20 protein-coding genes are annotated in these 25,236 nt (G+C 68.2%); 17 read left to right on the forward strand and 3 right to left on the reverse strand.

Translation table 11 applies throughout. From position 1 onward, the window contains the following. Positions 1 to 292: 292 nt before the first annotated feature. From ACIHA7_RS10770 to ACIHA7_RS10840, 15 genes are all read left to right on the forward strand, one after another. Positions 293 to 661 (forward strand): NADH-quinone oxidoreductase subunit A, encoded by a 369-nt coding sequence (locus ACIHA7_RS10770; protein ID WP_228540775.1) that lies wholly within the window; start codon positions 293 to 295, stop codon positions 659 to 661. A 50-nt stretch (positions 662 to 711) separates the two neighbouring features. Then, a complete protein-coding gene (locus ACIHA7_RS10775; RefSeq protein WP_135230999.1) occupies positions 712 to 1,266 on the forward strand; it encodes an NADH-quinone oxidoreductase subunit B family protein in 555 nt (184 codons plus the stop codon). Beyond that, positions 1,263 to 2,036, forward strand: a complete 774-nt coding sequence (locus ACIHA7_RS10780; protein ID WP_397287948.1) for an NADH-quinone oxidoreductase subunit C — start codon at positions 1,263 to 1,265, stop codon at positions 2,034 to 2,036. The genes ACIHA7_RS10775 and ACIHA7_RS10780 overlap by 4 nt, the downstream gene beginning before the upstream one ends. Then, positions 2,036 to 3,424: an NADH dehydrogenase (quinone) subunit D gene (gene nuoD / locus ACIHA7_RS10785; protein ID WP_397287950.1), complete on the forward strand. Its 1,389-nt coding sequence runs from the start codon at positions 2,036 to 2,038 to the stop codon at positions 3,422 to 3,424. The genes ACIHA7_RS10780 and nuoD overlap by 1 nt, the downstream gene beginning before the upstream one ends. Before the next feature lie 31 nt (positions 3,425 to 3,455). Continuing rightward, positions 3,456 to 4,196 carry an NADH-quinone oxidoreductase subunit NuoE gene (nuoE, locus tag ACIHA7_RS10790; RefSeq protein ID WP_397287952.1) on the forward strand — a complete coding sequence of 247 codons (741 nt, stop codon included), beginning with the start codon at positions 3,456 to 3,458 and terminating at the stop codon, positions 4,194 to 4,196. 1 nt (position 4,197) lies between these two features. Continuing rightward, the gene (nuoF, locus tag ACIHA7_RS10795) at positions 4,198 to 5,538 is read left to right on the forward strand and encodes an NADH-quinone oxidoreductase subunit NuoF (protein ID WP_397287954.1); all 1,341 of its coding nucleotides are present in this window, start codon (positions 4,198 to 4,200) and stop codon (positions 5,536 to 5,538) included. Next, complete coding sequence (locus tag ACIHA7_RS10800; RefSeq protein ID WP_397287957.1) at positions 5,535 to 8,018, forward strand: NADH-quinone oxidoreductase subunit G; 2,484 nt, start codon at positions 5,535 to 5,537, stop codon at positions 8,016 to 8,018. The genes nuoF and ACIHA7_RS10800 overlap by 4 nt, the downstream gene beginning before the upstream one ends. Then, positions 8,011 to 9,846, forward strand: a complete 1,836-nt coding sequence (gene nuoH / locus ACIHA7_RS10805; protein WP_397287959.1) for an NADH-quinone oxidoreductase subunit NuoH — start codon at positions 8,011 to 8,013, stop codon at positions 9,844 to 9,846. The genes ACIHA7_RS10800 and nuoH overlap by 8 nt, the downstream gene beginning before the upstream one ends. Further along, entirely contained in the window at positions 9,843 to 10,718 is an 876-nt protein-coding gene (locus ACIHA7_RS10810; RefSeq protein ID WP_397287961.1) for an NADH-quinone oxidoreductase subunit J, read from the forward strand. The genes nuoH and ACIHA7_RS10810 overlap by 4 nt, the downstream gene beginning before the upstream one ends. Beyond that, positions 10,715 to 11,014 carry an NADH-quinone oxidoreductase subunit NuoK gene (gene nuoK, locus ACIHA7_RS10815; RefSeq protein ID WP_107656630.1) on the forward strand — a complete coding sequence of 100 codons (300 nt, stop codon included), beginning with the start codon at positions 10,715 to 10,717 and terminating at the stop codon, positions 11,012 to 11,014. The genes ACIHA7_RS10810 and nuoK overlap by 4 nt, the downstream gene beginning before the upstream one ends. Before the next feature lies 1 nt (position 11,015). Continuing rightward, positions 11,016 to 12,902: an NADH-quinone oxidoreductase subunit L gene (nuoL, locus tag ACIHA7_RS10820; protein ID WP_397287964.1), complete on the forward strand. Its 1,887-nt coding sequence runs from the start codon at positions 11,016 to 11,018 to the stop codon at positions 12,900 to 12,902. Then, entirely contained in the window at positions 12,899 to 14,524 is a 1,626-nt protein-coding gene (locus ACIHA7_RS10825) for an NADH-quinone oxidoreductase subunit M (protein ID WP_397287966.1), read from the forward strand. The genes nuoL and ACIHA7_RS10825 overlap by 4 nt, the downstream gene beginning before the upstream one ends. A gap of 83 nt (positions 14,525 to 14,607) precedes the next feature. Continuing rightward, entirely contained in the window at positions 14,608 to 16,233 is a 1,626-nt protein-coding gene (gene nuoN, locus ACIHA7_RS10830; protein ID WP_397287969.1) for an NADH-quinone oxidoreductase subunit NuoN, read from the forward strand. A 115-nt stretch (positions 16,234 to 16,348) separates the two neighbouring features. Beyond that, positions 16,349 to 17,590: an MFS transporter gene (locus tag ACIHA7_RS10835; RefSeq protein WP_397287971.1), complete on the forward strand. Its 1,242-nt coding sequence runs from the start codon at positions 16,349 to 16,351 to the stop codon at positions 17,588 to 17,590. Between the two features lie 90 nt (positions 17,591 to 17,680). Continuing rightward, complete coding sequence (locus tag ACIHA7_RS10840) at positions 17,681 to 18,229, forward strand: phosphatase PAP2 family protein (protein WP_397287973.1); 549 nt, start codon at positions 17,681 to 17,683, stop codon at positions 18,227 to 18,229. Positions 18,230 to 18,243: 14 nt separating this feature from the next. Here the strand turns inward: ACIHA7_RS10840 and ACIHA7_RS10845 are convergent, their stop codons facing one another. From ACIHA7_RS10845 to ACIHA7_RS10855, 3 genes are all read right to left on the reverse strand, one after another. Continuing rightward, positions 18,244 to 18,993 (reverse strand): SDR family NAD(P)-dependent oxidoreductase, encoded by a 750-nt coding sequence (locus tag ACIHA7_RS10845; RefSeq protein ID WP_397287975.1) that lies wholly within the window; start codon positions 18,991 to 18,993, stop codon positions 18,244 to 18,246. A gap of 77 nt (positions 18,994 to 19,070) precedes the next feature. Continuing rightward, positions 19,071 to 19,808, reverse strand: a complete 738-nt coding sequence (locus ACIHA7_RS10850; protein ID WP_397287977.1) for an SDR family NAD(P)-dependent oxidoreductase — start codon at positions 19,806 to 19,808, stop codon at positions 19,071 to 19,073. Positions 19,809 to 19,992: 184 nt separating this feature from the next. Continuing rightward, positions 19,993 to 21,429, reverse strand: coding sequence for an alpha-amylase family protein (locus ACIHA7_RS10855; protein WP_397287979.1), 1,437 nt, complete (start codon positions 21,427 to 21,429; stop codon positions 19,993 to 19,995). A gap of 299 nt (positions 21,430 to 21,728) precedes the next feature. Here ACIHA7_RS10855 and ACIHA7_RS10860 point away from each other — a divergent pair, with 299 nt between their 5' ends. Continuing rightward, a complete protein-coding gene (locus tag ACIHA7_RS10860; RefSeq protein ID WP_397287981.1) occupies positions 21,729 to 23,435 on the forward strand; it encodes an ABC transporter ATP-binding protein in 1,707 nt (568 codons plus the stop codon). Continuing rightward, on the forward strand, positions 23,432 to 25,192 hold the full coding sequence (locus ACIHA7_RS10865; RefSeq protein WP_397287983.1) for an ABC transporter ATP-binding protein: 1,761 nt from the start codon (positions 23,432 to 23,434) through the stop codon (positions 25,190 to 25,192). Before ACIHA7_RS10860 ends, ACIHA7_RS10865 begins: the two co-directional genes overlap by 4 nt. Positions 25,193 to 25,236: the final 44 nt, after the last annotated feature.

Here is a 25,236-nt window from a genome sequence, read left to right on the forward strand (position 1 = left end):
AACGTCACGTGACAAGACCCCGGATTACCCCCGTTTCAGTCATAAATCGGCGTCGCGAATTAGATCAAACGCAGCAGTCAAACCTCGAGCACTCAGAGCGATCAGTTGTAGGCTGTGCCCTAGCTCACAGGAGCGCGGGTACCAGCCCTACCCGCCTCGAGCAGGCCATGAGGCGCGTCTGGCCGAGGCGGACAACGACGTCAGCCCGCCTCGGAAGCTGCCGTCCGGCAACGGACGACCCATCCGCGGGCTCCAGCTGGCAAGGAGGGGAAGTGCAGTCGTGAATATCGAGATGCCCACTCTTGTATTAGGCGCGGTCGCTGCGGCGTTCGCGGTGTTCACCATCATCATGGCGGCCCTCGTCGGCCCGAAACGGTACAACCGAGCCAAGCTCGAGGCGTACGAGTGCGGTATCGAACCGACACCGCACGCCATCGCGGGCGGCCCGGGAAACGTGACCGGCCAACGCTTTCCGGTGAAGTACTACCTCACCGCCATGCTGTTCATCATCTTCGACATCGAGATCGTGTTCCTCTACCCGTGGGCAGTCCACTTCGATGCGCTCGGTCTCTTCGGTCTCGCCGCGATGGCGTTGTTCATCTTCAACGTCTCCGTGGCTTACGCCTACGAATGGCGGCGCGGTGGGCTCAGCTGGGAGTGATTGCCGCGCAACGTGTTCGGGCGACGAGTGGAAGTGAAGGTTAGTCGGATATGGGGTTAGAGGAAAAGCTGCCCAGCGGTTTCCTGCTGAGCACGGTAGAGGATTTCGCCGGTTATCTGCGTAAGGGCTCGCTGTGGCCCGCCACCTTCGGTCTGGCCTGCTGCGCCATCGAGATGATGGCCACCGGCGCAGGCCGTTTCGACATCGCCCGCTTCGGCATGGAGGCGTTCCGCGCCTCGCCGCGGCAGGCCGATCTGATGATCGTCGCGGGCCGGGTCAGCAACAAGATGGCGCCGGTGCTGCGCCAGGTCTACGACCAGATGACCGAGCCGAAATGGGTGCTCGCCATGGGTGTGTGCGCGTCCTCGGGCGGCATGTTCAACAACTACGCCATCGTGCAGGGCGTGGACCACGTGGTGCCGGTCGACATCTACCTGCCCGGCTGCCCGCCGCGCCCGGAGATGCTGCTGAACGCGATTCTGGCACTGCACGCCAAGATTCAGGAGATGCCGCTGGGGGTCAATCGCGAAGAGGCCGTGAAAGCCGCCGAGGCAGCCGCGCTCGCCTCCACCCCGACCATCCGGATGGAGGGTCTGCTGCGATGACATTCGACTCCCCCGACAACACCACCACCGCGCACGACGAAATCGACGCGGCGGCGACGGCAGGGCCGGAGGGCACGCTGCCCAGCGAGGACGATCAGCAAGCCGCTGGCGCCGAGGTGATCGGCGTGCGCCGCGGCATGTTCGGCGTCACCGGCACCGGCGACACCTCCGGCTACGGCGGACTGGTCCGCCCGGTCACCCTGCCAGGCAGCACACCGGCGCCCTACGGCGGCTACTTCGACGAGATCGTCGACGCCTTGCGCGGCGCACTCGACGCGGCGGGCACCCGGCTCGAGACCGTGCTGGAGAAGATCGTCGTCTTCCGCGGCGAACTCACCCTGCACGTGCACCGTGAGCACCTGGTGACCGTCGCCCAGGTGTTGCGTGACCATCCCGCACTGCGTTTCGAGCTGTGCCTCGGTGTCAGCGGCGTGCACTACCCCGAGGACGCGGGCCGCGAACTGCACGCGGTGTACCCGCTCATGTCGATCACGCACAACCGCAGGCTGCGCGTCGAGGTGTCCGCCCCCGACGCCGACCCGCACATTCCCTCGCTGTTCGGGGTGTACCCGACCACCGACTGGCACGAGCGGGAAACCTACGACTTCTTCGGCATTCTCTTCGACGGGCACCCCTCGCTCACTCGAATCCTGATGCCCGACGACTGGAACGGCCACCCCCAGCGCAAGGACTACCCGCTCGGCGGGATCCCGGTCGAGTACAAGGGCGCGCGGATACCGCCGCCCGACGAGCGGAGGGCTTACAACTAATGAGTGCATCGCGAAGCGATTCCGTGAGGGGTGGCGGCCGGGCGACGGGTGGGCTGAACGAGACAGACACCCGGCCCGACGTCGCAGGCGACGCTGGGCCGGAACCGACTGTGGTCACCGTCGCCGGCCAGGACTGGGAAGAGGTCGCCGACTCCCTGCGCGGCGCGGGCGAGGAACGCATCGTCGTCAACATGGGCCCGCAGCACCCGTCCACGCACGGCGTGCTGCGGCTCATCCTCGAGATCGAGGGCGAGACCGTCACCGAGGCGCGCTGCGGCATCGGCTACCTGCACACCGGCATCGAGAAGAACCTGGAGTTCCGCAACTGGACCCAGGGCGTCACCTTCGTCACCCGGATGGACTACCTGTCGCCGTTCTTCAACGAGACGGCGTACTGCCTGGCCGTGGAGAAGCTGCTCGACATCACCGACGCGATCCCGGAGCGGGTCAACATCATTCGGGTGATGCTGATGGAGCTGAACCGGATCTCCTCGCACCTGGTGGCGCTGGCCACCGGCGGCATGGAGCTCGGCGCGCTCACTCCGATGCTGTTCGGTTTCCGGGAACGCGAACTGATCCTCGACGTCTTCGAGACCATCACCGGTCTGCGGATGAACCACGCCTACATCCGGCCGGGCGGCCTGGCCCAGGACCTGCCCGACGACGGCGTCAGCAAAGTCCGGGAACTGCTGGATTTGATGCCGAAGCGGTTGCGCGACATGGAGCAGCTGCTCACCTCGAACCCGATCTGGAAGGCCCGCACCCAGGACATCGGCTACCTGAACCTGCAGGGCTGCATGGCCCTCGGGATCACCGGCCCGGTACTGCGCGCCACCGGCCTGCCGCACGACCTGCGCAAGTCGCAGCCGTACTGCGGTTACGAGAACTACGAGTTCGACATCCCCACCACCACGGGCTGTGACTGCTACGGCCGCTACGTGATCCGGGTGGACGAGATGAAGGAGTCGCTCAAGATCGTCGAGCAGTGCTTGGACAAGCTGCGCCCCGGCCCGGTGATGGTCGACGACAAGAAGATCGCCTGGCCCGCCGACCTGCAACTCGGCCCGGACGGACTCGGCAACTCCCCCAAGCACATCGGCAAGATCATGGGCACGTCCATGGAGGGCCTCATCCACCACTTCAAGCTGGTCACCGAGGGTATCCGGGTGCCGGCCGGTCAGGTGTACGCCGCCGTCGAGTCACCGCGCGGCGAGCTCGGCGTGCACATGGTCAGCGACGGCGGCACCCGGCCCTACCGGGTGCACTACCGCGATCCCTCCTTCACCAATCTGCAAGCGGTGGCGGCGACGTGCGAGGGCGGCATGGTCGCCGACGTGATCGCCGCGGTCGCCAGCATCGACCCGGTCATGGGCGGAGTGGACCGATGAGCGAGCGCGCCATCGCCAGCGAGGAGCAGTCATGAGTATCGACCGCATACCGGCGGACACCGGCACCGCAATCCTGCTGCGGCTCACCACCCGGCCCGAGCCGTATCAGCCGTTCGTGCGCGAACGGCTGGAGCTGGATGCCAAGGAGATCATCGCGCGCTACCCGGAGCCGCGGTCGGCGTTGCTGCCGCTGCTGCACCTGGTGCAGGCCGAGGAGGGCTGCGTCACCGGCACCGGCATCGACTTCTGCGCCGACCAACTTGGTTTGACCGGCGCCGAGGTCACTGCGGTGGCCACCTTCTACTCGATGTACCGGCGCACCCCGACCGGCGACTACCACGTCGGCGTGTGCACCAACACGCTGTGCGCGGTGATGGGCGGCGACGCCATCCTCGCCACGCTGGAGCGGCATCTCGGCATCGGCCACGGCGACACCACCGCCGACGGGAAGGTCACCCTCGAGCACATCGAATGCAACGCGGCCTGCGATTTCGCCCCGGTGGTCATGGTCAACTGGGAGTTCTTCGACAACCAGACCCCGGAATCGGCTCGGGCCCTGGTGGATTCGCTGCGCGCGGGTCAGCAGATGACGCCGACCCGCGGTGCGCCGCTGTGCACGTTCAAGGAGACCGCGCGCATCCTCGCCGGCTTCCCCGACGAGCGCCCCGGCGTGCTCGACGGCGCGGCGGGCGAGGCCACCCTGGCCGGACTCCGGGTCGCCAGGGAAAACGCTGAAAGCGCAGCGCCGCAACAGAATTCGGAGGGCGCCTGAGATGACACTGACTCCCGTACTCACCAGGTACTGGGATGACCCGCAGTCGTGGACGATGGACACCTACCGTCGCCACGACGGCTACCAGGCGCTGCGCAAGGCGCTGTCGATGGAGCCGGACCAGGTCATCCAGACCGTCAAGGACGCGGGGCTGCGCGGCCGCGGCGGCGCGGGCTTCCCGACGGGCATGAAGTGGAGCTTCATCCCGCAGGGCGCGGGCCCGGACGGCGTCAGCAAACCGCACTACATGGTGGTCAATGCCGACGAGTCCGAACCCGGTACCTGCAAAGACATTCCGTTGATGTTGTCGAGCCCGCACGCGCTGATCGAGGGCATCATCATCGGCTCCTACGCCATCCGCGCGGCACACGCGTTCATCTACCTGCGCGGTGAAGTGGTGCCGGTGCTGCGCAGGCTGCATGCCGCCGTCGCGCAGGCCTACGAGGCAGGCTTCCTCGGCCGCAACATCCTTGGCTCCGGCTACGACCTCGAACTCATCGTGCACGCAGGCGCGGGCGCCTACATCTGCGGTGAGGAGACCGCGCTGCTCGACTCGCTCGAGGGTCGTCGCGGGCAGCCCCGGCTGCGTCCGCCGTTCCCCGCCGTCGCGGGTCTCTACGCCTGCCCGACCGTGGTGAACAACGTGGAGTCCATCGCCAGCGTGCCGCCGATCATCCTCAACGGCACCGCCTGGTTCCGCTCGATGGGCACCGAGAAGTCCCCCGGCTTCACGCTGTACTCGCTGTCGGGGCACGTCAAGCGGCCCGGCCAGTACGAGGCGCCGCTCGGGGTCACCCTGCGGGAGCTGCTCGGCTACGCCGGCGGCGTTCGCGAGGGGCACACGGTGAAGTTCTGGACGCCCGGTGGCTCGTCCACCCCGCTGTTCACCGACGCCCACCTCGACGTGCCGCTCGACTACGAGGGCGTCGCCGCCGCCGGATCCATGTTGGGCACCAAGGCCTTACAGATCTTCGACGACACCACCTGCGTGGTACGCGCGGTGCTGCGCTGGACCGAGTTCTACATGCACGAATCCTGCGGCAAGTGCACGCCGTGCCGGGAAGGCACGTACTGGCTGGTCCAACTGTTGCAGCGGATCGAATCGGGGCGCGGCACCGAAGCCGACCTGGACAAGCTGCTCGACATCAGCGACACCATCAACGGCAAGTCGTTCTGCGCGCTCGGCGACGGTGCGGCGAGCCCGATTGTCTCGTCGCTGAAGTACTTCCGCGACGAGTACGTCGCTCACCTCGGGCAGGGGTGTCCGTTCGATCCGGCGCGCTGCACCGCGTGGGCCAGAGACGAAGGCGCGGATCTTCGAGAAACGGAAGGAGTGCGATGACCGCCACGGTGAACACGAACGCCAGCGGGGTCGTCCCCGCCGATCTGGTCAGCGTCACCATCGACGACACGACGGTGAGTGTGCCCGCGGGCACGCTGGTGATCCGGGCCGCCGAGCTGATCGGCATCCAGATTCCGCGCTTCTGCGACCACCCGCTGCTCGACCCGGTCGGGGCCTGCCGCCAGTGCATCGTCGAGGTCGAGGGCCAGCGCAAGCCGGTCGCGTCGTGCACCATGACCGTCACCGACGGCATGGTGGTGCGCACCCAGCTCACCTCCGCGGTGGCCGACAAGGCGCAAGAGGGTGTGATGGAGCTGCTGCTCATTAACCACCCGCTCGACTGCCCGGTCTGCGACAAGGGCGGTGAATGCCCGCTGCAGAACCAGGCGATGTCCACCGGCCGCGCCGAGTCCCGTTTCGAGGGCGAAAAGCGCACCTACCCCAAGCCGATTCCGCTGTCCACCGCGGTGCTGCTGGACCGGGAACGCTGCGTGCTGTGCGCGCGCTGCACCCGTTTCTCCCAGCAGGTCGCCGGTGACCCGTTCATCGAACTGCTGGAACGCGGTGCGCTGCAACAGGTCGGCACCGGACAGGCCGAGCCGCTGGATTCCTACTTCTCCGGCAACACCGTGCAGATCTGCCCGGTCGGCGCGCTGACCGGCACCAGCTACCGGTTCCGCGCCCGCCCGTTCGATCTGGTCTCCAGCCCGAATGTGTGTGAGCACTGCGCGTCCGGGTGCGCGCAGCGCACCGACCACCGCCGCGGCAAGGTGCTTCGCCGGTTGGCCGGCGACGATCCGCAGGTCAACGAGGAATGGAACTGCGACAAGGGACGCTGGGCCTTCGCCTACGCGACCGAACGCGACCGCCTCACCACGCCGCTGGTCCGCGGCTGGGACGGCAAGCTGGCGCCCGCCTCCTGGTCCGAGGCGCTCGCCGCGGCCGCGGAGGGGCTGGCGGCCGCGTTCGGCAGCGCGGGCGTGCTGGTGGGTGGGCGGGTCACCGAAGAGGACGCCTACACCTACGCCAAGTTCGCGCGAATCGCGTTGGGCACCAACGACGTCGACTTCCGGGCCAGGGAGCACTCGGCCGAGGAGGCCGACTTCCTCGCCGCGCGTGTCGCGGGCCAGGGCATGACCGTCAGCTACGAGAACCTGGAGACCGCGCCGATCGTCCTGCTCGTCGGGTTCGAGCCGGAGGAAGAGTCACCGATCGTGTATCTGCGGCTGCGCAAGACCGCGCGCAAGCGTCGCATGCCGATCTACTCCCTCGCGCCGTACTCCTCCCGTGGGCTGGATCGGATGTCGGGCAAGCTGATGCAAGCCATGCCGGGTGCCGAGCCGCATCTGCTCGACGCCATCCGCAGCGGCGACACCGCGACGCCCGGCGCCGATCCCACCCAGATCGCCGATGTCGGGCGCCTGCTGCGCGAACCGGGCGCGGTGATCATGGTCGGTGAGCGGATGGCGGGCATCGCCGGTGCGCTCTCGGCCGCGGTCCGGCTCGCCGACGAGACCGGTGCCGCGCTGGCCTGGGTGCCGCGCCGGGCCGGTGAGCGTGGCGCGGTCGAGGCCGGTGCGCTGCCCGGCCTGCTGCCGGGTGGTCGTCCGGTGGTGGATCCCTCGGCCCGCCAACAGGTTCGGACCGTGTGGAACGTGCCGGATCTGCCGGTCACGGCCGGGCGCGATACCGCAGCCATCCTGGAGGCCGCACCCGGTCTCGGCGCACTGGTGATCGGCGGCGTCGACGTCGCCGACCTGCCGGACCCGCGCGGCGCGCTGGCGGCCATCGATGCCGCCCGGTTCGTGGTCAGCCTGGAACAGCGGCACAGCGCGGTCACCGACCGGGCCGACGTCGTGTTCCCGGTCGCCACCGCGATGGAGAAGTCCGGCACCTTCCGCACCTGGGAGGGCAGGCCACGCCCGTTCGCCGCCGCACTCGGCGACGACATGGTGCGCCGCCAGCCCGCCCCGCTGTCGGATCAGCGCGTGCTGCAAGCGATCGCCGACGAGATGAAGGTGCGCCTCGGCCTGCCGAACACCGAAGCGGCCCGCGCCGAACTCGCCGAACTCGGCGCCTGGGACGGCGCCCCCGTCGCGGCGCCCGCGCACCGTCCGCACCCGCTGACCCAGCCGGGACCCGGCACCGCGGTGCTGGCCAGCTGGCGCATGCTGCTCGACCTGGGCCGCCTGCAAGAGGGCGAACCCAATCTGGCGGGCATCGCCCGTACCCCGGTGGCCCGGCTGTCCCCCGCGACGGCCGCCGAAATCGGCGCCGCCACCGACGATCACGTGACCGTCGCCAGCGAGCACGGCACCGTCACGCTGCCGCTGGTGATCACCGACCTGCCCGACCGGGTGGTCTGGCTGCCGCACCACTCACCGGGCAGCTCGATCGCCGAACAGTTGGCCACCCAGCCCGGCGGCATCGTGGCGCTGCGGCGCGCCGACGACAGGATGAAGGAGCACCGGCATGAGTGATCTCTCCTTGTTCGGCCACGACCCACTCTGGCTCGTGATCGGAAAGTCTCTCGCCATCTTCGTGTTCCTGTTGCTCACCCCGATGATCGCGGTGGTCGCGGAGCGAAAGATCGTGGCGCGCATGCAGATGCGCATCGGCCCGAACCGGATCGGCCCGTACGGCATGCTGCAGAGCATCGCCGACGGCGTGAAGATGGCGCTCAAGGAAGACATCATCCCGGCCATCGTGGACAAGCCGGTCTTCATCATGGCGCCGATCATCTCGCTGATCCCGGCCGTAATGGCGTTCGCGGTGATCCCGTTCGGCCCGGAGGTCTCGGTCTTCGGGCACCAGACCGCGTTGCAGCTCACCGATCTGCCGGTGGCGGTGCTCTACATTCTGGCGATCACCTCGATCGGCGTGTACGGGATCGTGCTCGCCGGGTGGTCGTCGGGTTCCACCTACCCGCTGCTCGGCGGACTGCGCTCGACCGCGCAGGTGATCTCCTATGAGATCGCGATGGCACTGTGCTTCGCCACCGTGTTCCTGCTCACCGGCACCATGTCCACCTCGGGCATCGTGGCCGCACAGGACGGCACCTGGTACGTCTTCCTGCTGCTGCCGTCGTTCCTGATCTACTGCGTGTCCATGGTCGGCGAGACCAACCGGGCTCCGTTCGACCTGCCCGAGGCCGAGGGTGAGCTGGTCGGCGGCTTCCACACCGAGTACTCCTCGCTGAAGTTCGCCATGTTCATGATGGCCGAATACATCAACATGGCAACGGTTTCCGCGCTGGCCACCACCCTGTTCCTGGGTGGCTGGCACGCGCCGTGGCCGTTGAACATGTGGGACGGCGCGAACAGCGGCTGGTGGCCGGTGCTGTGGTTCACCGCCAAGGTCTGGATGTTCCTGTTCGTGTTCATCTGGCTGCGCGGCACGCTGCCGCGCCTGCGCTACGACCAGTTCATGAACCTCGGCTGGAAGCTGCTCATTCCGGCTTCGCTGCTCTGGGTGATGCTGGTCGCCACCGCTCGCGTGCTGCAGGCGGAGGGCTACGAGATCCAGACGCCGGCGCTCGTCATCGGCGGCCTGCTGGTCTCCGGGCTGATGGTGTGGATGTTCCTGCGGGCCGGGCGCAAGGGTGGCGCCCCGCCGCCCGCCGAGCCGGTCCCGGCCGCCCCGACCGCGGATTCCGCGGTGTTCCTCGGCTTCCCGACACCGCCGCTGCCCGACCGTCCCCGCGAGGTGGCCAAGTCGGGACTCTTCGACCCGCTGGCCGGGTTCGCGGTGACCGCGGCGACCATGTTCAAGAAGCCGAACACCGAGTTCTATCCGGAGCAGAAGGTGCCGACCGCGCCGCGCTACCACGGGCGCCATCAGCTCAACCGGCACCCGGACGGGCTGGAGAAGTGCATCGGCTGCGAGCTGTGCGCCTGGGCCTGCCCCGCCGACGCGATCTACGTCGAAGGCGCGGACAACACCGAGACCGAACGCTTCTCGCCGGGTGAACGGTACGGGCAGGTCTACCAGATCAATTACCTGCGCTGCATCGGTTGCGGGCTGTGCATCGAGGCGTGCCCGACGCGCGCGTTGACCATGACCAACGACTACGAGATGACCGACGACAACCGCGCGGGCCTGATCTACGAGAAGGACCGGCTGCTGGTGCCGCTGCAGCCGGGCATGTCCGCCCCGCCGCACGCCATGTACCCCGGGGCCGACGAGGGCGACTACTACCGCGGCAATGTGCCCGGTAGTGCGCAGGAAACCAACGGCGGCAACGGATCAGCCGAGCCCGAGAGCCCGAAGGAGCCCGCCGCGGTGGGCGTGGAAGGAGGGTCGCGGTGAACGCACTGATTGTGGCCGCCGAGCCACTCACCCGGACCGGGACCGGCGAGGCGGTGAACTTCTGGGTGCTCGCGCCGCTGGCCGTGGTCGGCGCACTCGGCATGGTGTTCGCCCGCAAGGCCGTGCACTCGGCGATCTGCCTGGCCGCCACCATGATCGTGCTCGCCGTGTTCTACATGGCCCAGGACGCACTGTTTCTCGGCGTCGTGCAGATCGTCGTCTACACCGGCGCGGTCATGATGCTGTTCCTGTTCGTGCTGATGCTGGTCGGTGTCGACTCCGCCGAATCGCTGAAAGAGAACCTGCGCGGGCAGCAGCTCGCCGCGGCGGCGGTCGGCGTCGGCTTCGGCATGCTGTTGATCAGCGGTATCGCCCGCGGCATCCGGGAATCCGAGATCAGCTTCCCGGCAACCGGTTTCGCGGGCCGCGACGTGATCGGCGAACTGGCCGAACTGATCTTCGTGCGCTACGTGTGGGCCTTCGAGCTCACCGGCGCGCTGCTGATCACCGCGACCATCGGCGCGATGGTGCTCGCGCACCGCGAACAGTTCGGGCCGCGGATCGGGCAGCGCGAGATGTCGGTGCGCCGGTTCCGCGAGGCAGGCCACCGGGCCACCCCACTGCCGACGCCGGGCGTCTACGCCAGGCACAACGCGGTCGACATTCCGGCCAGGCTGCCCGACGGCTCCTTCGAGGAACTCTCGGTCAGCACCATCCTGCGGCACCGCCGGACCAGGGCGCTCGCCGAGGCGGCCGTCACGCCGGCCGCGTCGACGACCGCGGCACCCGGCAACGCGGTCGCGTCCGCGACCGAAGCACCCGCTACCTCGGTCGCGACCGAGAACCAGCGCGACGAGGAAGGCAACCGGTGAATCCCCAGAACTACCTGTTCCTGTCCGCCCTGCTGTTCACGATCGGCGCGGCCGGCGTGCTGCTGCGGCGCAACGCCATCGTGGTGTTCATGTGCATCGAGCTGATGCTCAACGCGGTGAACCTCGCGTTCGTCACCTTCGCCAGGTTGCACGCGAACCTGGACGGTCAGGTGTTCGCGTTCTTCACCATGGTGGTCGCTGCGGCCGAAGTCGTTGTCGGGCTTGCCATCATCATGACCATCTTCCGCGCCCGCCGCTCGACCTCGGTCGACGACGCCAACCTGTTGAAGTTCTGATATGGGTACAGCGACGCTCTGGCTCATGCCCGCCCTGCCGCTCGCAGGTGCGATATTCCTTCTGCTCACCGGCCGTTTCAGCGACAAATGGGGCCACCTGCTCGGCACCGCGCTGGCGCTGGCCGCCTTCGTGGTCGCCGGGATCGGCTTCTTCGACATGCTCGGCCGCGACACCGACCAGCGCGGCATCCACACCGACCTGTTCAGCTGGGTGCCGGTGGCCGGGCTGCAAGCCGACTTCAGCCTCCAACTCGACCAGCTGTCCATGTGTTTCGCGCTGCTGATCACCGGCGTCGGCTCGCTGATCCACCTCTACTCCATCGGCTACATGAGCCACGACCCGGGACGGCGCCGATTCTTCGGCTACCTCAACCTGTTCCTGGCGGCCATGCTGCTGCTGGTGCTGGCGAACAACTACCTGGTGCTCTACCTCGGCTGGGAAGGCGTCGGTTTGGCGTCCTACCTGCTGATCGGGTTCTGGCACCACAAGCCATCGGCGGCCACCGCGGCCAAGAAGGCGTTCGTGGTCAACCGGGTCGGTGACATGGGGCTGGCGATCGCCATGTTCGTCATGTTCTCCACGTTCGGGTCGATCAACTTCACCGACGTGTTCGCGGGCGCGCCGCAGGCCGGAGAGGGCACGCTCACCGCAATCGGGTTGCTGCTGCTGCTCGCCGCGTGCGGTAAGTCCGCGCAGGTGCCGCTGCAATCCTGGCTCGGGGACGCGATGGAGGGCCCGACCCCGGTGTCGGCGCTCATCCACGCGGCCACCATGGTCACCGCGGGTGTGTACCTGATCGCGCGGTCGGGTCCGATCTTCGACCTGGCACCGGACGCGCGGCTCGGCGTCGTGCTCGTCGGCGCGGTGACGCTGCTGTTCGGCGCGATCGTCGGCTGCGCCAAGGACGACATCAAGAAGGCCCTCGCCGCCTCGACCATGAGCCAGATCGGTTACATGGTGCTGGCCGCGGGCCTCGGCCCGGCAGGGTACGCCTTCGCCATCATGCATCTGCTCACGCACGGGTTCTTCAAGGCCGGGCTGTTCCTCGGGGCCGGTTCGGTGATGCACGCGATGGACGACGAGACCGACATGCGCCGCTACGGCGGACTGCGCAAACTACTGCCGATCACCTATGTCACCTTCGGGCTCGGCTACCTCGCCATCATCGGTGTGCCGCCGTTCGCCGGGTTCTTCTCCAAGGACAAGATCATCGAGGTGGCGTTCAACCAGGGCGGCGTCAGCGGTCTGGTGCTCGGCACGGTGACGTTGCTCGGTGCCGGGATCACCGCGTTCTACATGACGCGGGTGATGATCATGACGTTCTTCGGTGAACGCCGCTGGAAGCCCGACACCCATCCGCACGAAGCGCCCGCGGTGATGACCGGGCCGATGATCCTGCTCGCCATCGGATCGGTCGCCGCGGGTGCGCTGTTCGCGTTCGGTGCCTCGCTGCAGAACTGGCTCGCGCCGGTTGTCGGCGTGCATCACGGCGAGCATGTCGTGCCGGCGGCTGTCGTGACCGCGCTCGCGCTGACCGTGGTCGCGGTCGGTGTCGGCATCGCCTACTACCAGTACGCGCAGCGCGACATCCCCGAGCGCGCACCGGCCGCCGTCTCCGCATTGACCGTCGCGGCCCGCAAGGACCTCTACGGTGACGCGGTCAACGAGGCGGCCTTCATGCGTCCGGGCAGCTATCTGACCCGTGCGCTGGTGTTCCTCGACAACCGGGGCATCGACGGGATCGTCAACGGGACGGCCGCGCTGATCGGTGGTCTGTCCGCTCGAATCCGGCGGGTACAGACCGGATTCGTGCGGTCGTATGCCCTGTCCATGTTCACCGGCGCGGCCCTGGTGGCTGCCGCCCTGCTGGCGGTGAGGTTGTGGTGAAGGACTTTCCCTGGTTGACCACGTTGTGGTTGGCGCCTGTCATCGGCGCGGTCGTCGTACTGGCGCTGCCCGCCGCGCAACGACTGCTCGCGCGCTGGGTCGCGCTGGTGGTATCGATCGCGGTGCTGGCGTTCGCCGTCGTGCTCGCGGTGCGCTTCGAACCCGGTGGCGAGCAGTACCAGTTCGTCGAGGACCACGAGTGGATACCGGCCTTCGGCGCCGGATACACCGTCGGCGTCGACGGGATCGCGCTGGTGCTGGTGCTGCTCACCACCGCGCTGGTGCCGCTGCTGATGCTGGCGGGCTGGCACGACGAGCGCGAGGTCGGCAGCGGGCGGCGGGTGTCGCACACCTACGTCGCGCTGACGCTGCTGGTCGAGGCGATGGTGCTGATCTCCTTTGTCTCGCTCGACATTCTGCTGTTCTACGTGTTCTTCGAGGCCATGCTGATCCCGATGTACTTCCTCATCGGTGGCTTCGGACCGCGGTCGGCGAATGTGGAGTTGCGCCAGCAGCGCTCGCGCGCGGCGGTGAAGTTCCTGCTGTACAACCTGTTCGGCGGGCTGATCATGCTGGCCGCGGTGATCGGGTTGTACGTGGTCACCGCGCGCAACGGACTCGGCGCGGACTCGGCGGGCACCTTCGACTTCCGCACGGTGGTCGCCGCCGCCAACTCCGGACAGCTCGGCGCCGCACCCGCGGTGCTCAACGCGCTGTTCCTCGGCTTCATGTTCGCCTTCGCGGTGAAGGCGCCGCTGTGGCCGCTGCACACCTGGCTGCCCGACGCCGCCGTCGCCGCGACCCCGTCGAGCGCGGTGCTGATGATGGCGGTGGTCGACAAGGTCGGCACCTTCGGCATGCTGCGCTACTGCCTGATGCTGTTCCCCGACGCGTCGAGTACCTATGCGCCACTGGTGATCACCCTCGCGGTGATCGGCATCATCTACGGTGCGCTGCTTGCCATCGGGCAGACCGACGTGATGCGGTTGATCGCCTACACCTCGATCTCCCACTTCGGGTTCATCATCCTCGGCATCTTCGCGATGACCAGTCAGGGGCAGACCGGTGCGACGCTGTACATGATCAACCACGGCATCTCCACCGCCGCGCTGTTCCTGATCGCCGGATTTCTGGTGTCGCGCCGCGGTACTCGGCTCATCGCCGACTTCGGCGGCGTGCAGAAGGTGGCGCCGGTCATGGCGGGCAGCTTCTTCATCGCGGGTCTTGCCACCCTGTCGCTGCCCGGGCTCGCGCCGTTCATCAGCGAATTCCTGGTGCTGGTCGGCACCTTCAGCCGCTACCAGTTCGCCGCGATCGTCGCGACCGGTGCGCTGGTGCTCGCGGCGCTGTACGTGCTGTGGCTCTACCAGCGGATGATGACCGGCCCGGTCAAGGAGGGCAACGAACACATCCACGATCTGGTGCCCCGCGAACTCGCGGTGGTGGTGCCGTTGATCGCGGCGCTGCTGTTCTTCGGCGTCTATCCGAAACCGATCCTGGACTTCATCAATCCCGCGGTGAGCCAGACTTTGGTCACTATCGGCAAGCACGATCCCGCGCCCGCGGTGCCCACGCTGCCCGAGGCGGGTAAGGCCGAACATTCCGGAGGTGTCCACAAATGAGTCGCATCAGTGTTCGCGTCGCCATCGCTCTCGTCGTCGCGGGTCTGCTCGCCACGATGATCACCTTCTCGAGGACGGCCTAAGTGACTTCCTTGGACTACGGAACAACCCTCGCCGCGACGATTCCGGCTCCGAGCATCGAATACAGCCTGCTTTCACCGATGCTGATCATCCTCGGTGCCGGTGTGATCAGCGTGCTGGTCGAGGCGTTCATGGGTCGGCGGTTCCGGTTCGGCACGCAGCTGCTGCTGAGCCTCGCCGGTCTGGTGGCCGCGCTGGTCGCGGTGGTGCTGCTCGCCGGGCGCGAGGGCACCGCGATGGTCGGCGCGGTCGCCGTCGACGGGGTCACGCTGTTCCTGCAGGGCACCATCCTGGTGGTGGCGATCCTCGGGGTGCTGTTCATGGCCGAGCGCGGCGCCGAACCGCGGGTCGAGGCGCGCAGCGGCCCCGGCACCTGGAGTGTGGCCGCGGCGACGCTCGGACGCGGGGTCGATGCCTTTACCCCGCAGGCGTCTTCGGTGCCGGGGAGCGCGATGGAGCGGACCGCGCTGCGGGCCGGAATCGCGACCACCGAGGTGTTCCCGCTGACGCTGCTCGCGGTCGGCGGGCTGCTGCTGTTCCCCGCGTCGAATGATCTGCTCACCATGTTCGTCGCGCTCGAGGTGCTGTCGCTGCCGCTGTATCTGCTGTGCGGGCTGGCCCGGCGCAAGCGGCTGCTGTCCCAGGAAGCGGCGCTGAAGTACTTCCTGCTCGGCGCGTTCTCGTCGGCGTTCTTCCTCTACGGTGTCGCGCTGCTGTACGGGCAGGCGGGCACGGTGCAGTTGGCCGGGATCGCCGATGCCATCGCCGAGCACCCGGATAACGCGCTGCTCGCGCTGCTCGGCGTGGCGATGCTCGCGGTAGGGCTGCTGTTCAAGATCGGCACGGTGCCGTTCCAGTCGTGGGTGCCCGACGTGTATCAGGGTGCGCCGACACCGATTACCGCGTTCATGGCCGCCGCTACCAAGATCGCGGCAGTCGGTGCGTTGTTGCGGGTGCTGCAGATCGCGGTGCCCGGACTGCGCGACGACTGGCGCCCGGTGCTCGCCGCCATCGCCATCGCCACCATGGCCGTCGGCGCCGTCATGGCGATCACGCAGACCGACGTCAAGCGGATGCTCGCGTATTCGTCGGTGGCTCACGCCGGTTTCATCCTGACCGGTCTGGTCGCCGCCAACGACAAGGGCGTCTCGGCCATCCTGTTCTACCTGGTGGCCTACGGTCTCGGCACCGTCGGCGCGTTCGCCGTCGTCAGCCTCGTCCGGGACGCCGCGGGCGACGAAGCCACCACTCTGTCCCAATGGGCCGGTCTCGGCCGCCGCTCCCCCTGGCTCGCCAGCGTCTTCGCCCTGTTCCTGCTCTCCTTCGCCGGTCTGCCGTTGACCAGTGGATTCGTCAGCAAGTTCGCCGTTTTCGAAGCCGCGGCCGCAGGCGACGCCTCCTTCCTGGTGATCGTCGGCGTCATCTGCAGCGCCATCGCCGCTTTCTTCTACATCCGGGTCATCGTCCTGATGTTCTTCACCGACCCACCCACGGACGCGCCCGTCGTGGTCGCCCCGTTCCTCACCACCACGGTCGTCACCTTCGGTGCCGGCGCAACCGTCGTTCTCGGCATCTTCCCGCAGATGCTGCTCGATCTCGCCGACCGGGCGTCGACCTTCGTCCGCTGAGAGTTGTTCCGCGTCTGCCGCATACCCGTTTGTCGGGTGTGCGGCAGACGCATTCGACGCCACGCGCAGACCTGGACTTCGCTCACTCGATGCGCGCAAGAGCAGACGGACGGGTATGCGAAAACCGCTGCCGTATTTCCTCGCCGCACGGGCGCTGAGCATCCTCGGTGACCGTGTCACCGACGTTGTGCTGCCGCTGGCCGTGCTCGCGGCGTCCGGGTCCGCGGTCACGGCGGGGTTCGTCGGCGCGGCGGCGCAACTGCCGCAAGTCCTGGCCGCGCTGCACGTCGGTGCCGTGGTGGATCGCCGAGAACGCAAGAGCCTGATGGTGTCTGCGGACGTCGTCCGGGCCGTCGCGTTCGTCGCTATCGGTGCCGAGGTGCTGTTCGGCGGGGCTCGGTGGGTGCCGCTGGTGCTGCTCGCGCTGGTCACCGGGGTCGGCGACGCGGTATTCCACGCGGCGGCGAGCAGCTACCTACCCAGCCTTGTCGCAGATCGAGACCTGATGCGCGCCAACGGTTTGGTGGAAGGCTCGGACGCCGCGGCGACACTGACGGGACCGGCCGCGGGTGGCTGGCTGCTGCAGGCGCTCGGGCCGTTGGTGGCGTGCGTGGTCAACGCGGTGAGCTTCGTGGCGTCGGCCCTGCTGCTGGCCCGGTTGCCGAAGAACGTTCCAGGAGAGGAAGACTCCCACGGCGACTCCGTACTCGCCGGGCTGCGGCTGATACGGCGGGACCGGGCGCAAGCTGTGCTGCTGGCGAGCGCGTGCTACCTGCACCTGCTCGCGGCGGCGGCGTTGCTGCCGTTGCTGGTGCGTGCCGACGACGAGCTGCGCCTGACACCGCTCACAACGGGGCTCATCGTGTCAGCGGCGGGCGTCGGCGGTCTGGTGAGCAGCTTGGTGCTTGCGCGATTCTGCGACGCCGCCCCATGGCCGCTTCTGCTGGCAGCGGCGCTGTCGGTCAACGGTGGCGCGGTCGGCGCGCTCGCCCTGTTCGACGCTCCGCTGTGGCTGGCGGCGACGGTACTGGTGCTCGACGGTGCGTCAGCACTCGGATTCATAGTCGTGGCCACGACACGGCAGCGCCGCACCCCAGATGCTGTGCGCGGCCGCGTGATCGCCGCGAGCACGGCGGCGACGGCCACCGTCCGCATGCTCGCCCTCGCCTGCACCGGTGCGTTGATCGGACTGGCAGGCCCGCGTCCGGTGCTGTTCGGCGTGGCGGGCCTCGCACTGCCGTTCGTTGTCCTGCTCGTCCTGTCCGGGTTCGGCGGTCCGCCCGACCGAACCGCCCTCAGCTATGCGCCGCGCTCCAGTGCGCCGACGGCGTGCAGGCGGTGTGGCAAAGCCTCATAGGCGATGCCGAATGTTCGTCACCGTGCCCGTTTATCGGGTGTGCGGCAGCCTGCCACTCGGACATGGTCTGCGACGGGCAGAATGTGCACGGTGAGTGTGGATCTGGATGTCCTGCGCTGGTTGTCCGAGCATCGGACGCCGACGTTGACGTCGCTGGCGCGGTGGGCGATGGATATCGGGGCGAGTCCTGCGGTCATGGTCGCGGTCGGGGTGGTGGGGGTGATCGTGGTAGTCGTGAAACGTTGGTGGTGGCAAGGAGTTACGGTCGCTGTCGCGGGCGTGGGGGCGTTGCTGGTCGCCAGTGTGTTCAAGGAGATGGTGCAGCGAGAGCGCCCGTCCGGGGATCTGGTCGTAGTTCAGGTCGGCGGATTGTCCATGCCGTCGACCATCGCGGCGATGACGGCGGCCGTGGTGGTTGCTTGCTACCTGGTTCTGCCTTGGTCGGCAGGGCATCGGCGTTGGGCTGCCGCGCCGCTCGCGGTGGTTGTCCTGTTCATCGGTGTTGCGATGGTCTATCTCGGAGCGCATTGGCCAACCGATGTTCTGGTCGGATGGGCGGTAGGGGCCGGCGTGGGTTGGGCGGTTGCGCGCCTGACCCTTGCTACCCTCCGCGCGGAGACTGGAGAACTCTCCAGGTAACTGCCGGGCCGTACTCAGGCGTGCAAAGAGCGGCCGCCGTCGATGACGAGGCGCTGGCCGGTGACGAAAGAGGCTGCCAGCGAGGCGAAGAAGCTGACGGCGGCCGCGATGTCATCAGGGATTCCCATGCGGCCGACAGGGACGGTGGCGAGGTAGGCGGCTCGGGTGGCCGCGGCGACTTCGGCGTGGCGTTCGACCGGCACGAAACCGGGGGCGACGGTGTTGACGGTGATGCCGAAGGGGGCGAGTTCGCGGGCCCAGCTGCGGGTGAGGCCGATTTGGGCGTGTTTGGCGGTGACGTAAGCCGAGGCGCCGACGGGTGGGCGGTCGGCTACTTCGGAGTCTATGTGCACGATTCGGCCGTAGCGGCGTTCCTGCATACCCGGGATTATGTGGTGCGCGAGCAGGATCGGGCTTTTCACGAAGAAGTCCAGTTGTGCCAGATGGTCGGCCCAGGCGACGTCGGTCAACGGCGCCTCGGGCTGCGGTCCGGTCGCATTCAAGACCAGTACGTCGATCGGTCCGAGGCGGTCGGTGACCGCGGCGACGAGTTCGCGCACCTGATCTCCGTCGGTGACGTCGGCCGGGAATGCCTCGGCGACACCGCCGTTGTCGCGGATAGTCCGGACAACCGCCTGCGCCTTCTCCTCGCGCATACCGTTGACAGCGACAGCCAACCCGTCCGCGGCCAGCCGCTGCGCAATAGCGCTACCCAGCCCGCGTGAACTCCCGGTCACCAACGCCACCCGACCCGGCACTGTCATGCATGCGATCATTCCACGTCGCAATCCCCTTGGCGACAGGCCGTTTCGGTGTTCGAGCCCCAGGTGGCCCGGTCGGGTCAGTGCAAGTAGGAGGCTCCGTTGACGTTCAGGACGGAGCCGGAGGTCCAGGTGGCTTCGGGGGAGGCGAGATAGCGGACGGCTGAGGCTATTTCGGCGGGGGTGGCTACGCGGCCGAAGGGGCTTTGGGCGCGGACTTCGTCGGTGACGCGGTGGGCGACGCGTTCGGTTGCGACGAAACCGGGGGCGACCGAGGCTACTGCGATGCCGTGTGGGGCCAGTTCTACGGCGAGGGATTGGCCGAGGGCGTGGACAGCGGCTTTGCTGGCGCCGTAGCCGGTGTACTCGGGTTCGCCGCGGAATGCGCCGCGCGAGCCGATGTTCACTATCCGTCCGGCGATACCGTTGTCGATCATGTGCCGGGCTACGCAGTAGGACATGTTGGCCGTCCCGAACACGTTGACGTCCATGGTTTCTCGCCATGTCCGCTGCCACTCGGCATAGTCGGTGTCGGCCACGGGATGTGCGATATTGACGGCCGCATTGTTGACGAGCACATCGACCGTACCCAGTCCTGCGATTGCCGCGTCGACGATCCCGGCAACCGCATCCGGGGAGCCGATGTTCCCGCTGACGAGCACATGCCCCTCCCCTGGCAGACCACGCAAGGTTTCCGCACCATCGGCCTGGCTCGACGAGTAGTGCACTGCCACCCGATCGCCGATCTCCGCGAACGCCAAGGCAACCGCCCGTCCGATCCCCCGCGAGGCCCCGCTCACCAACACACCGCGACTCATCCTTCGATCACCATGCCGCCAGCTTGCCATTACGCCCCCGCGCTCGTCGTCCCATACCCGCCTGAACGGGTAGTGCCGCCTGACCGCCCGAGTACTGCTGCTTGCCGTAGCGGCCTCAGCTGCGCGATCCCGATCGTTGACGCCCAACAGCTTCGCGGCGACGACAACCATATGTAGCCCAAACCTATTCGGTGATCATCGCCCCGGTGTGCAGAGCGATCCCCGACTGGGCGGCAACGTCAGCGTGCAGTGATCCGGCGCCGTCGATCTCGTAGCTCGGCCCCGTGCAGGCTCCTCCCTGAACGGCACCGTGCAGAACGTCGCAGTACGTACCCGCAGGCAGCGAGGTCTGGTAGACACCCGCGTCGGCCAGAAAGTCCTCGCCGTTTAGCACGAGATACCCCGCGCTACCCCGCCCGAAGGCGATCCTGTTGCCACCGTTGTCGGACCAGTTCACCACCGGTTCCCCGTGAACCTGCTGGTGGAAGGCGACCATGCCGCCGATCCCCGGCCACGCGTGCTCACACAACCAATGCCCATCTCCGCACCGCGAATCCAGCGCACGGCCGAGCGGATCGGACGGCGGCGGCTCGTCGTAGCTGCTGAACGCGTATCCGCTGAGCACCTTCGGCCGCCCGTACGGCCAGGCGAGCATGAACGCGTTCGCCATCGTGTACCGCTCGCCGTCCGCGTAGGTCAGTGTGGAGCCGTTGTGTTCGGTGTCGTGGTTGGCCACGAAGACGACGGTGTTGTCGGAGGGCAGGGCCGAGCTGAAGGTGCGCAGCCAGGCCAGCCGCCCGTGCCGGAAGATCTGGCTCAGCGTTCCCGCGTAGCGCAGGTCCATCACGGCACCGGTGGCGAGATACTCCTCGGGTTGCACGCCTTCACCCCACCCATAGATGACCTCCTGGTAGACGTAGGCCGGTCGGCTCAGCCGCTGCTCGATCGCCGCAATGTCTTCGGGCGGAATGTATTTGGCCGAGTCGATCCGGAACCCGTCGACACCGAGGGACAGCAGATCGTTGAGGTAGCCGGCGATCCGATCCCGGACCGCGTCGTCACCGGTCGCCAGGTCTGCCCCGTTGAACGACTGGCAGTTGAACACCTGGGAGCGGTCGGCGAGGTTCTCGACGGCATCATTCGGTGTGCCGCAATGGTGGAAGTCGCGCTCGCTGTAGGGCACCGCCGGGTACCAGTAATGGCAGTACGGGGTGACCGCGCTGCCGATGCCGCAGTCGGTTGTCGCCGACATGTTGTTGATGACCGCGTCGATGTACACCTGTACACCCGCGTCGTGGCAACTGCGCACCATGGCCGCCAGTTCGTCGCGCGTACCGAAGCGACTGTCCAGCTTGTAGGACACCGCGGAGTAGCTCTGCCACCACGGAAACCCCTTGTCCGGCCAGAGGGAATGTTCCTCCGGTGGGGAGGTCTGCACGGCACTGTAACCCAGTTTGCCGAGGGTTGACTGGCATTCGTGACCGATGGATCGCCAGTTCCAGCCGAACATCTGCGCGATCACGTCACGCCCGGCGGGCTCCTCGGCCGTCGACCGGGCGGGCACCGTGACCCACGTCGTTGCCACCGCCGTGATCAGCGCATATATCCATACGCGGCCCATGGGCCGACTGTATCCGAGGGCGCATTCGACCAACCTTTTGTCGTGCCCTGACGCGCCGGATCAATGTCGGACGCGGAGGTAGCTCGCTGAACACGGATGCGTCCGGGACAGCGACAGACGCGCGAAGATCGCGACAGACACCATCGGGAAGATCGCCGTATCGACCACGGATAGCGCTCCGGCAACCGTCGCCGTCCGACGTCGTCGCCCCGCTCGACCAGCCGTTGTCACGGCGGCGAAATGGCCCCTGCCAATACGATTCGTACGGGACCGTCGATATCGACAGGCAGGGGTGGGGCATGAGCGAGCGCGAACCGACCAATTATCAATCCGGTCCCCTGCGACTGCTGTGGTGGCTGGTCGTCTGCCAGCGCGCCCGCGTCGCGACCGGCGCGGCCCTGGGCACGCTGTGGATGGTCGGCCTCGCGTTCCCGCCCTACCTGCTGTCCCGGGCGATCGATGACGGCCTACGCGCACACGACATGCGAGCACTGGCATGGTGGACGCTCGCGATCCTCGGGGCCGGCGTCGCGAACGCGGGACTGGCCGTCGCCCGGCATCGCACGATGACCAAGGTCAGGATGGACGCATCGTTCCGGATCGCCCGCACCACCGCGAACCAGGCCGCACACCTGGGCGCCACGCTGGCGCGGCGCACCACGGCCGGTGAGGTCGCGGCGATCGGCATGGGTGATGTGCGCGCGATCGCCTCCTCGCTGACGATCACCGGCCCGGGTGTCGGCGCGGTGATCGCCTACGTGACCGTGGCCGTGCTCCTGTTCTCGCTGTCGCCGCTGCTCGCCCTGGTGATCCTGACCGGCGTTCCGCTGCTCGTGGTCGCGGTCGGCCCGCTGCTCGGCAGGCTGTATCGGGTCGGCGCGGATTACCGTGAGCTCCAAGGCGTTTCGACCGCGCGACTGGTCGACATCCTCACGGGTCTGCGCATCCTCAACGGTCTCGGCGGCAAGCAGCACTACACCGACCGCTATCAGCGGGACTCACAGTCCTTGCGGCACAAGGGCTATCGGGTCGGCGCGGTGACGAGCTGGCTCGGCGCGCTCGGCACCGGGTTGCCCGCGCTGTTCCTCGCCGCCGTCACCTGGCTCGCGGCACGGATGGCCGTGGCCGGGACGATCTCGATCGGCGACTTGGTCGCCGTGTACGGCTATGTCGCGATGCTGGTGGTCCCGGTGTCGTTCTTCATCGAAGGCGCCAACATGCTGACCCACGGCATCATCGCCGCCCGCCGGGTGATCCGACTGCTCACGGTGACACCCGATCACGCGGATGCGCCGTCCGCGGCGGACGCACCGGAGCAACCCGAAACCCTGCGCGACCCGACATCGGGAGTCGAGGTCCGGCCCGGCTTGCTCACCGCGCTCGCGGGTGGACGCCACGGCGATGCCGTCGCCATCGTCGACCGGCTCGGCCGATTCGCGGAGTCGGCGGTCGAGTGGGGCGGGCGCAGGCTCGACGACATCGCGCTGGACCAAGTCCGCGCACGAATCGTGTTGGCGGACAACGATGCCGCGCTGTTCACCGGCACGGTGCGGGACGTCGTCGCGGGGCGACGCGAACCCGACGACGGGAAAATCACCGCGGCCGTCCATGCCGCCGCGGCGACAGATGTGCTGGAAGCGCTGCCGGCCGGCTTGGACTCGATGATCGCCGCGCAGGGCCGTAACCTCTCCGGCGGTCAGCGGCAACGCCTTCGGCTGGCTCGCGCCTTGTACGCCGAACCGCAGATCCTGCTCGCGGTGGAACCCACCTCGGCCGTCGACACACATACCGAGGCGGTTATCGCCGCCAGGCTGCGGCTCGCTCGCACCGGCCGGACCACCGTCGTCACGACGACCTCCCCGCTCCTGTTGGAGCAGGCCGACGTCGTCGACTACCTCGTCGACGGTCGGGTGGCCGCACGCGGCACGCATCACGAGTTGCTCGCCACCGAGCCGGGCTATCGTGCGCTGGTCTCCCGCGACGCGGACGAGAAGGCGCTGCGATGACCGCGAGCGAGGGCTCAGCCACCCTGCCCGTCGCGGACCGGGCCGCAGTGCGCCGCGCCGCCTGGCACGAGATCCGCGCGGACCGAACAGGTTTCGCCCTGATGCTGCTCCTCAACGCACTCGCCGCCGTGGCCGGGCTCGCGGCGCCGCGACTGCTCGGGGCGATCGTGGACACCGTCAAGGAATCGTCCGGTCCGGGCGCGGTGTCCAGAATCGACGAACTCGCACTGGCGATCGTCGCCTTCACCCTCATCCAGCTGGTGTTGACCAGGTTCGCGCTGTACGCGGGCGCGCGTTTCGGTGAGGGAGCCGCGGCCCGCATCCGCGAACGCTACCTCGACCGCACGCTCGCGCTGCCCGCCTCGACCGTCGAACACGTGCCCACCGGTGACCTCGTCACCCGCGGCACCAGCGACGTCGGCAGCGCCGCCACCGCGCTACGCGACGCCGCCCCAGAGGTTTTGGTGGCCACGGTGCAGGCCGTGTTCATCATCGCGGCGGTCATGGTGTTGCATCCGCTGCTCGGTGTGTGCGCGTTGACCAGCCTGCTCGGCATCGCCGTAGCGCTGCGCTGGTATCTGCGCCGGGCCCGCACCGACTATCTCACCGAGGGCGCCGCCACCGCAGCGCTGGCCGACATCCTCACGACAACCGCCCACGGTGCCCGGACCATCGAGGCGTTCGGGTTGCACCAGTGCCGCCGCACGCACACCGATGCCGCGATAGCGCATTCGCGCCGGACCCGGCTGCGCACCTTGTGGCTCCGGTCGGTGCTGCTGCCCTCGGTCGACGTGTCGCAGGTGGTCGCGCTGGCCGGCGTGCTGTTCCTCGGCGGCATGCTGGAGCGGGCCGGCGCGGTGAGTCTCGGCACCGTCATCGCCGCCACGCTGTACCTGCGGCAACTGTCCGGGCCGCTGGACACCATCATGCTGTGGGTCGAGCAGCTCCAGCAGAGCGGCGCGTCCTACGCCCGGGTCGAAGGGCTGGCGCAGGCGCCCAGCGACAAACCCCGGAGCACCGCCGAGCCCGCCGACGACCGAATCGAAGTCGCCGACTGCCATTTCGCCTACACCGATGAGCGGGACGTACTGCACGGCGTCACCCTCGACATCGCGGCCGGAGAGAAACTCGCGATCGTCGGACCGTCGGGCGCGGGCAAGACCACCCTCGGCAGACTGCTCGCCGGGCTGGCGGAGCCACGGTCGGGAACCGTCTCCGTCGGTGGTGTGCCGATCGCGGACCTCGCCCCGGAGTTGTTGCGGCGCCAGGTCGTTCTCGTGACGCAGGAACATCATGTCTTCCAGGACACCCTGCGCGGGAACCTGCGCATCGCGGACCCCGCCGCAACCGACGAGCGGATGCTCGACGCACTCACCACCGTCGACGCGGCCTGGGCGCTGGAACTTCCCGACGGCCTCGACACCGAACTCGGCGGCGCGGGACACGCACTCAGCGGCGCACAGGCCCAACAGCTCGCTCTGGCACGGGTCGCGCTGGCCGACCCGCACACGCTGATCCTCGACGAGGCGACGGCGCTACTCGATCCCGCCTCCGCCCGCGCCACCGAGCGTGCCCTCGCCGCGGTCCTCGCGGGACGCACGGTGATCGCCATCGCCCACCGGCTGCACACCGCGCACGACGCCGACCGCATCGTCGTGATGACAGACGGAACGATCATCGAGCTCGGCACACACGACGAACTCGTCGCGGCGGCGGGTGTCTACGCCGGACTGTGGCGGTCCTGGCACGGCGATTGAGTCGATAGCGGTGCCGTCGCCACAACCGATCGCCGCGCGCCCGC

This window comes from Nocardia sp. NPDC052316, assembly GCF_044547795.1.
Taxonomy (GTDB): Bacteria; Actinomycetota; Actinomycetes; order Mycobacteriales; family Mycobacteriaceae; genus Nocardia.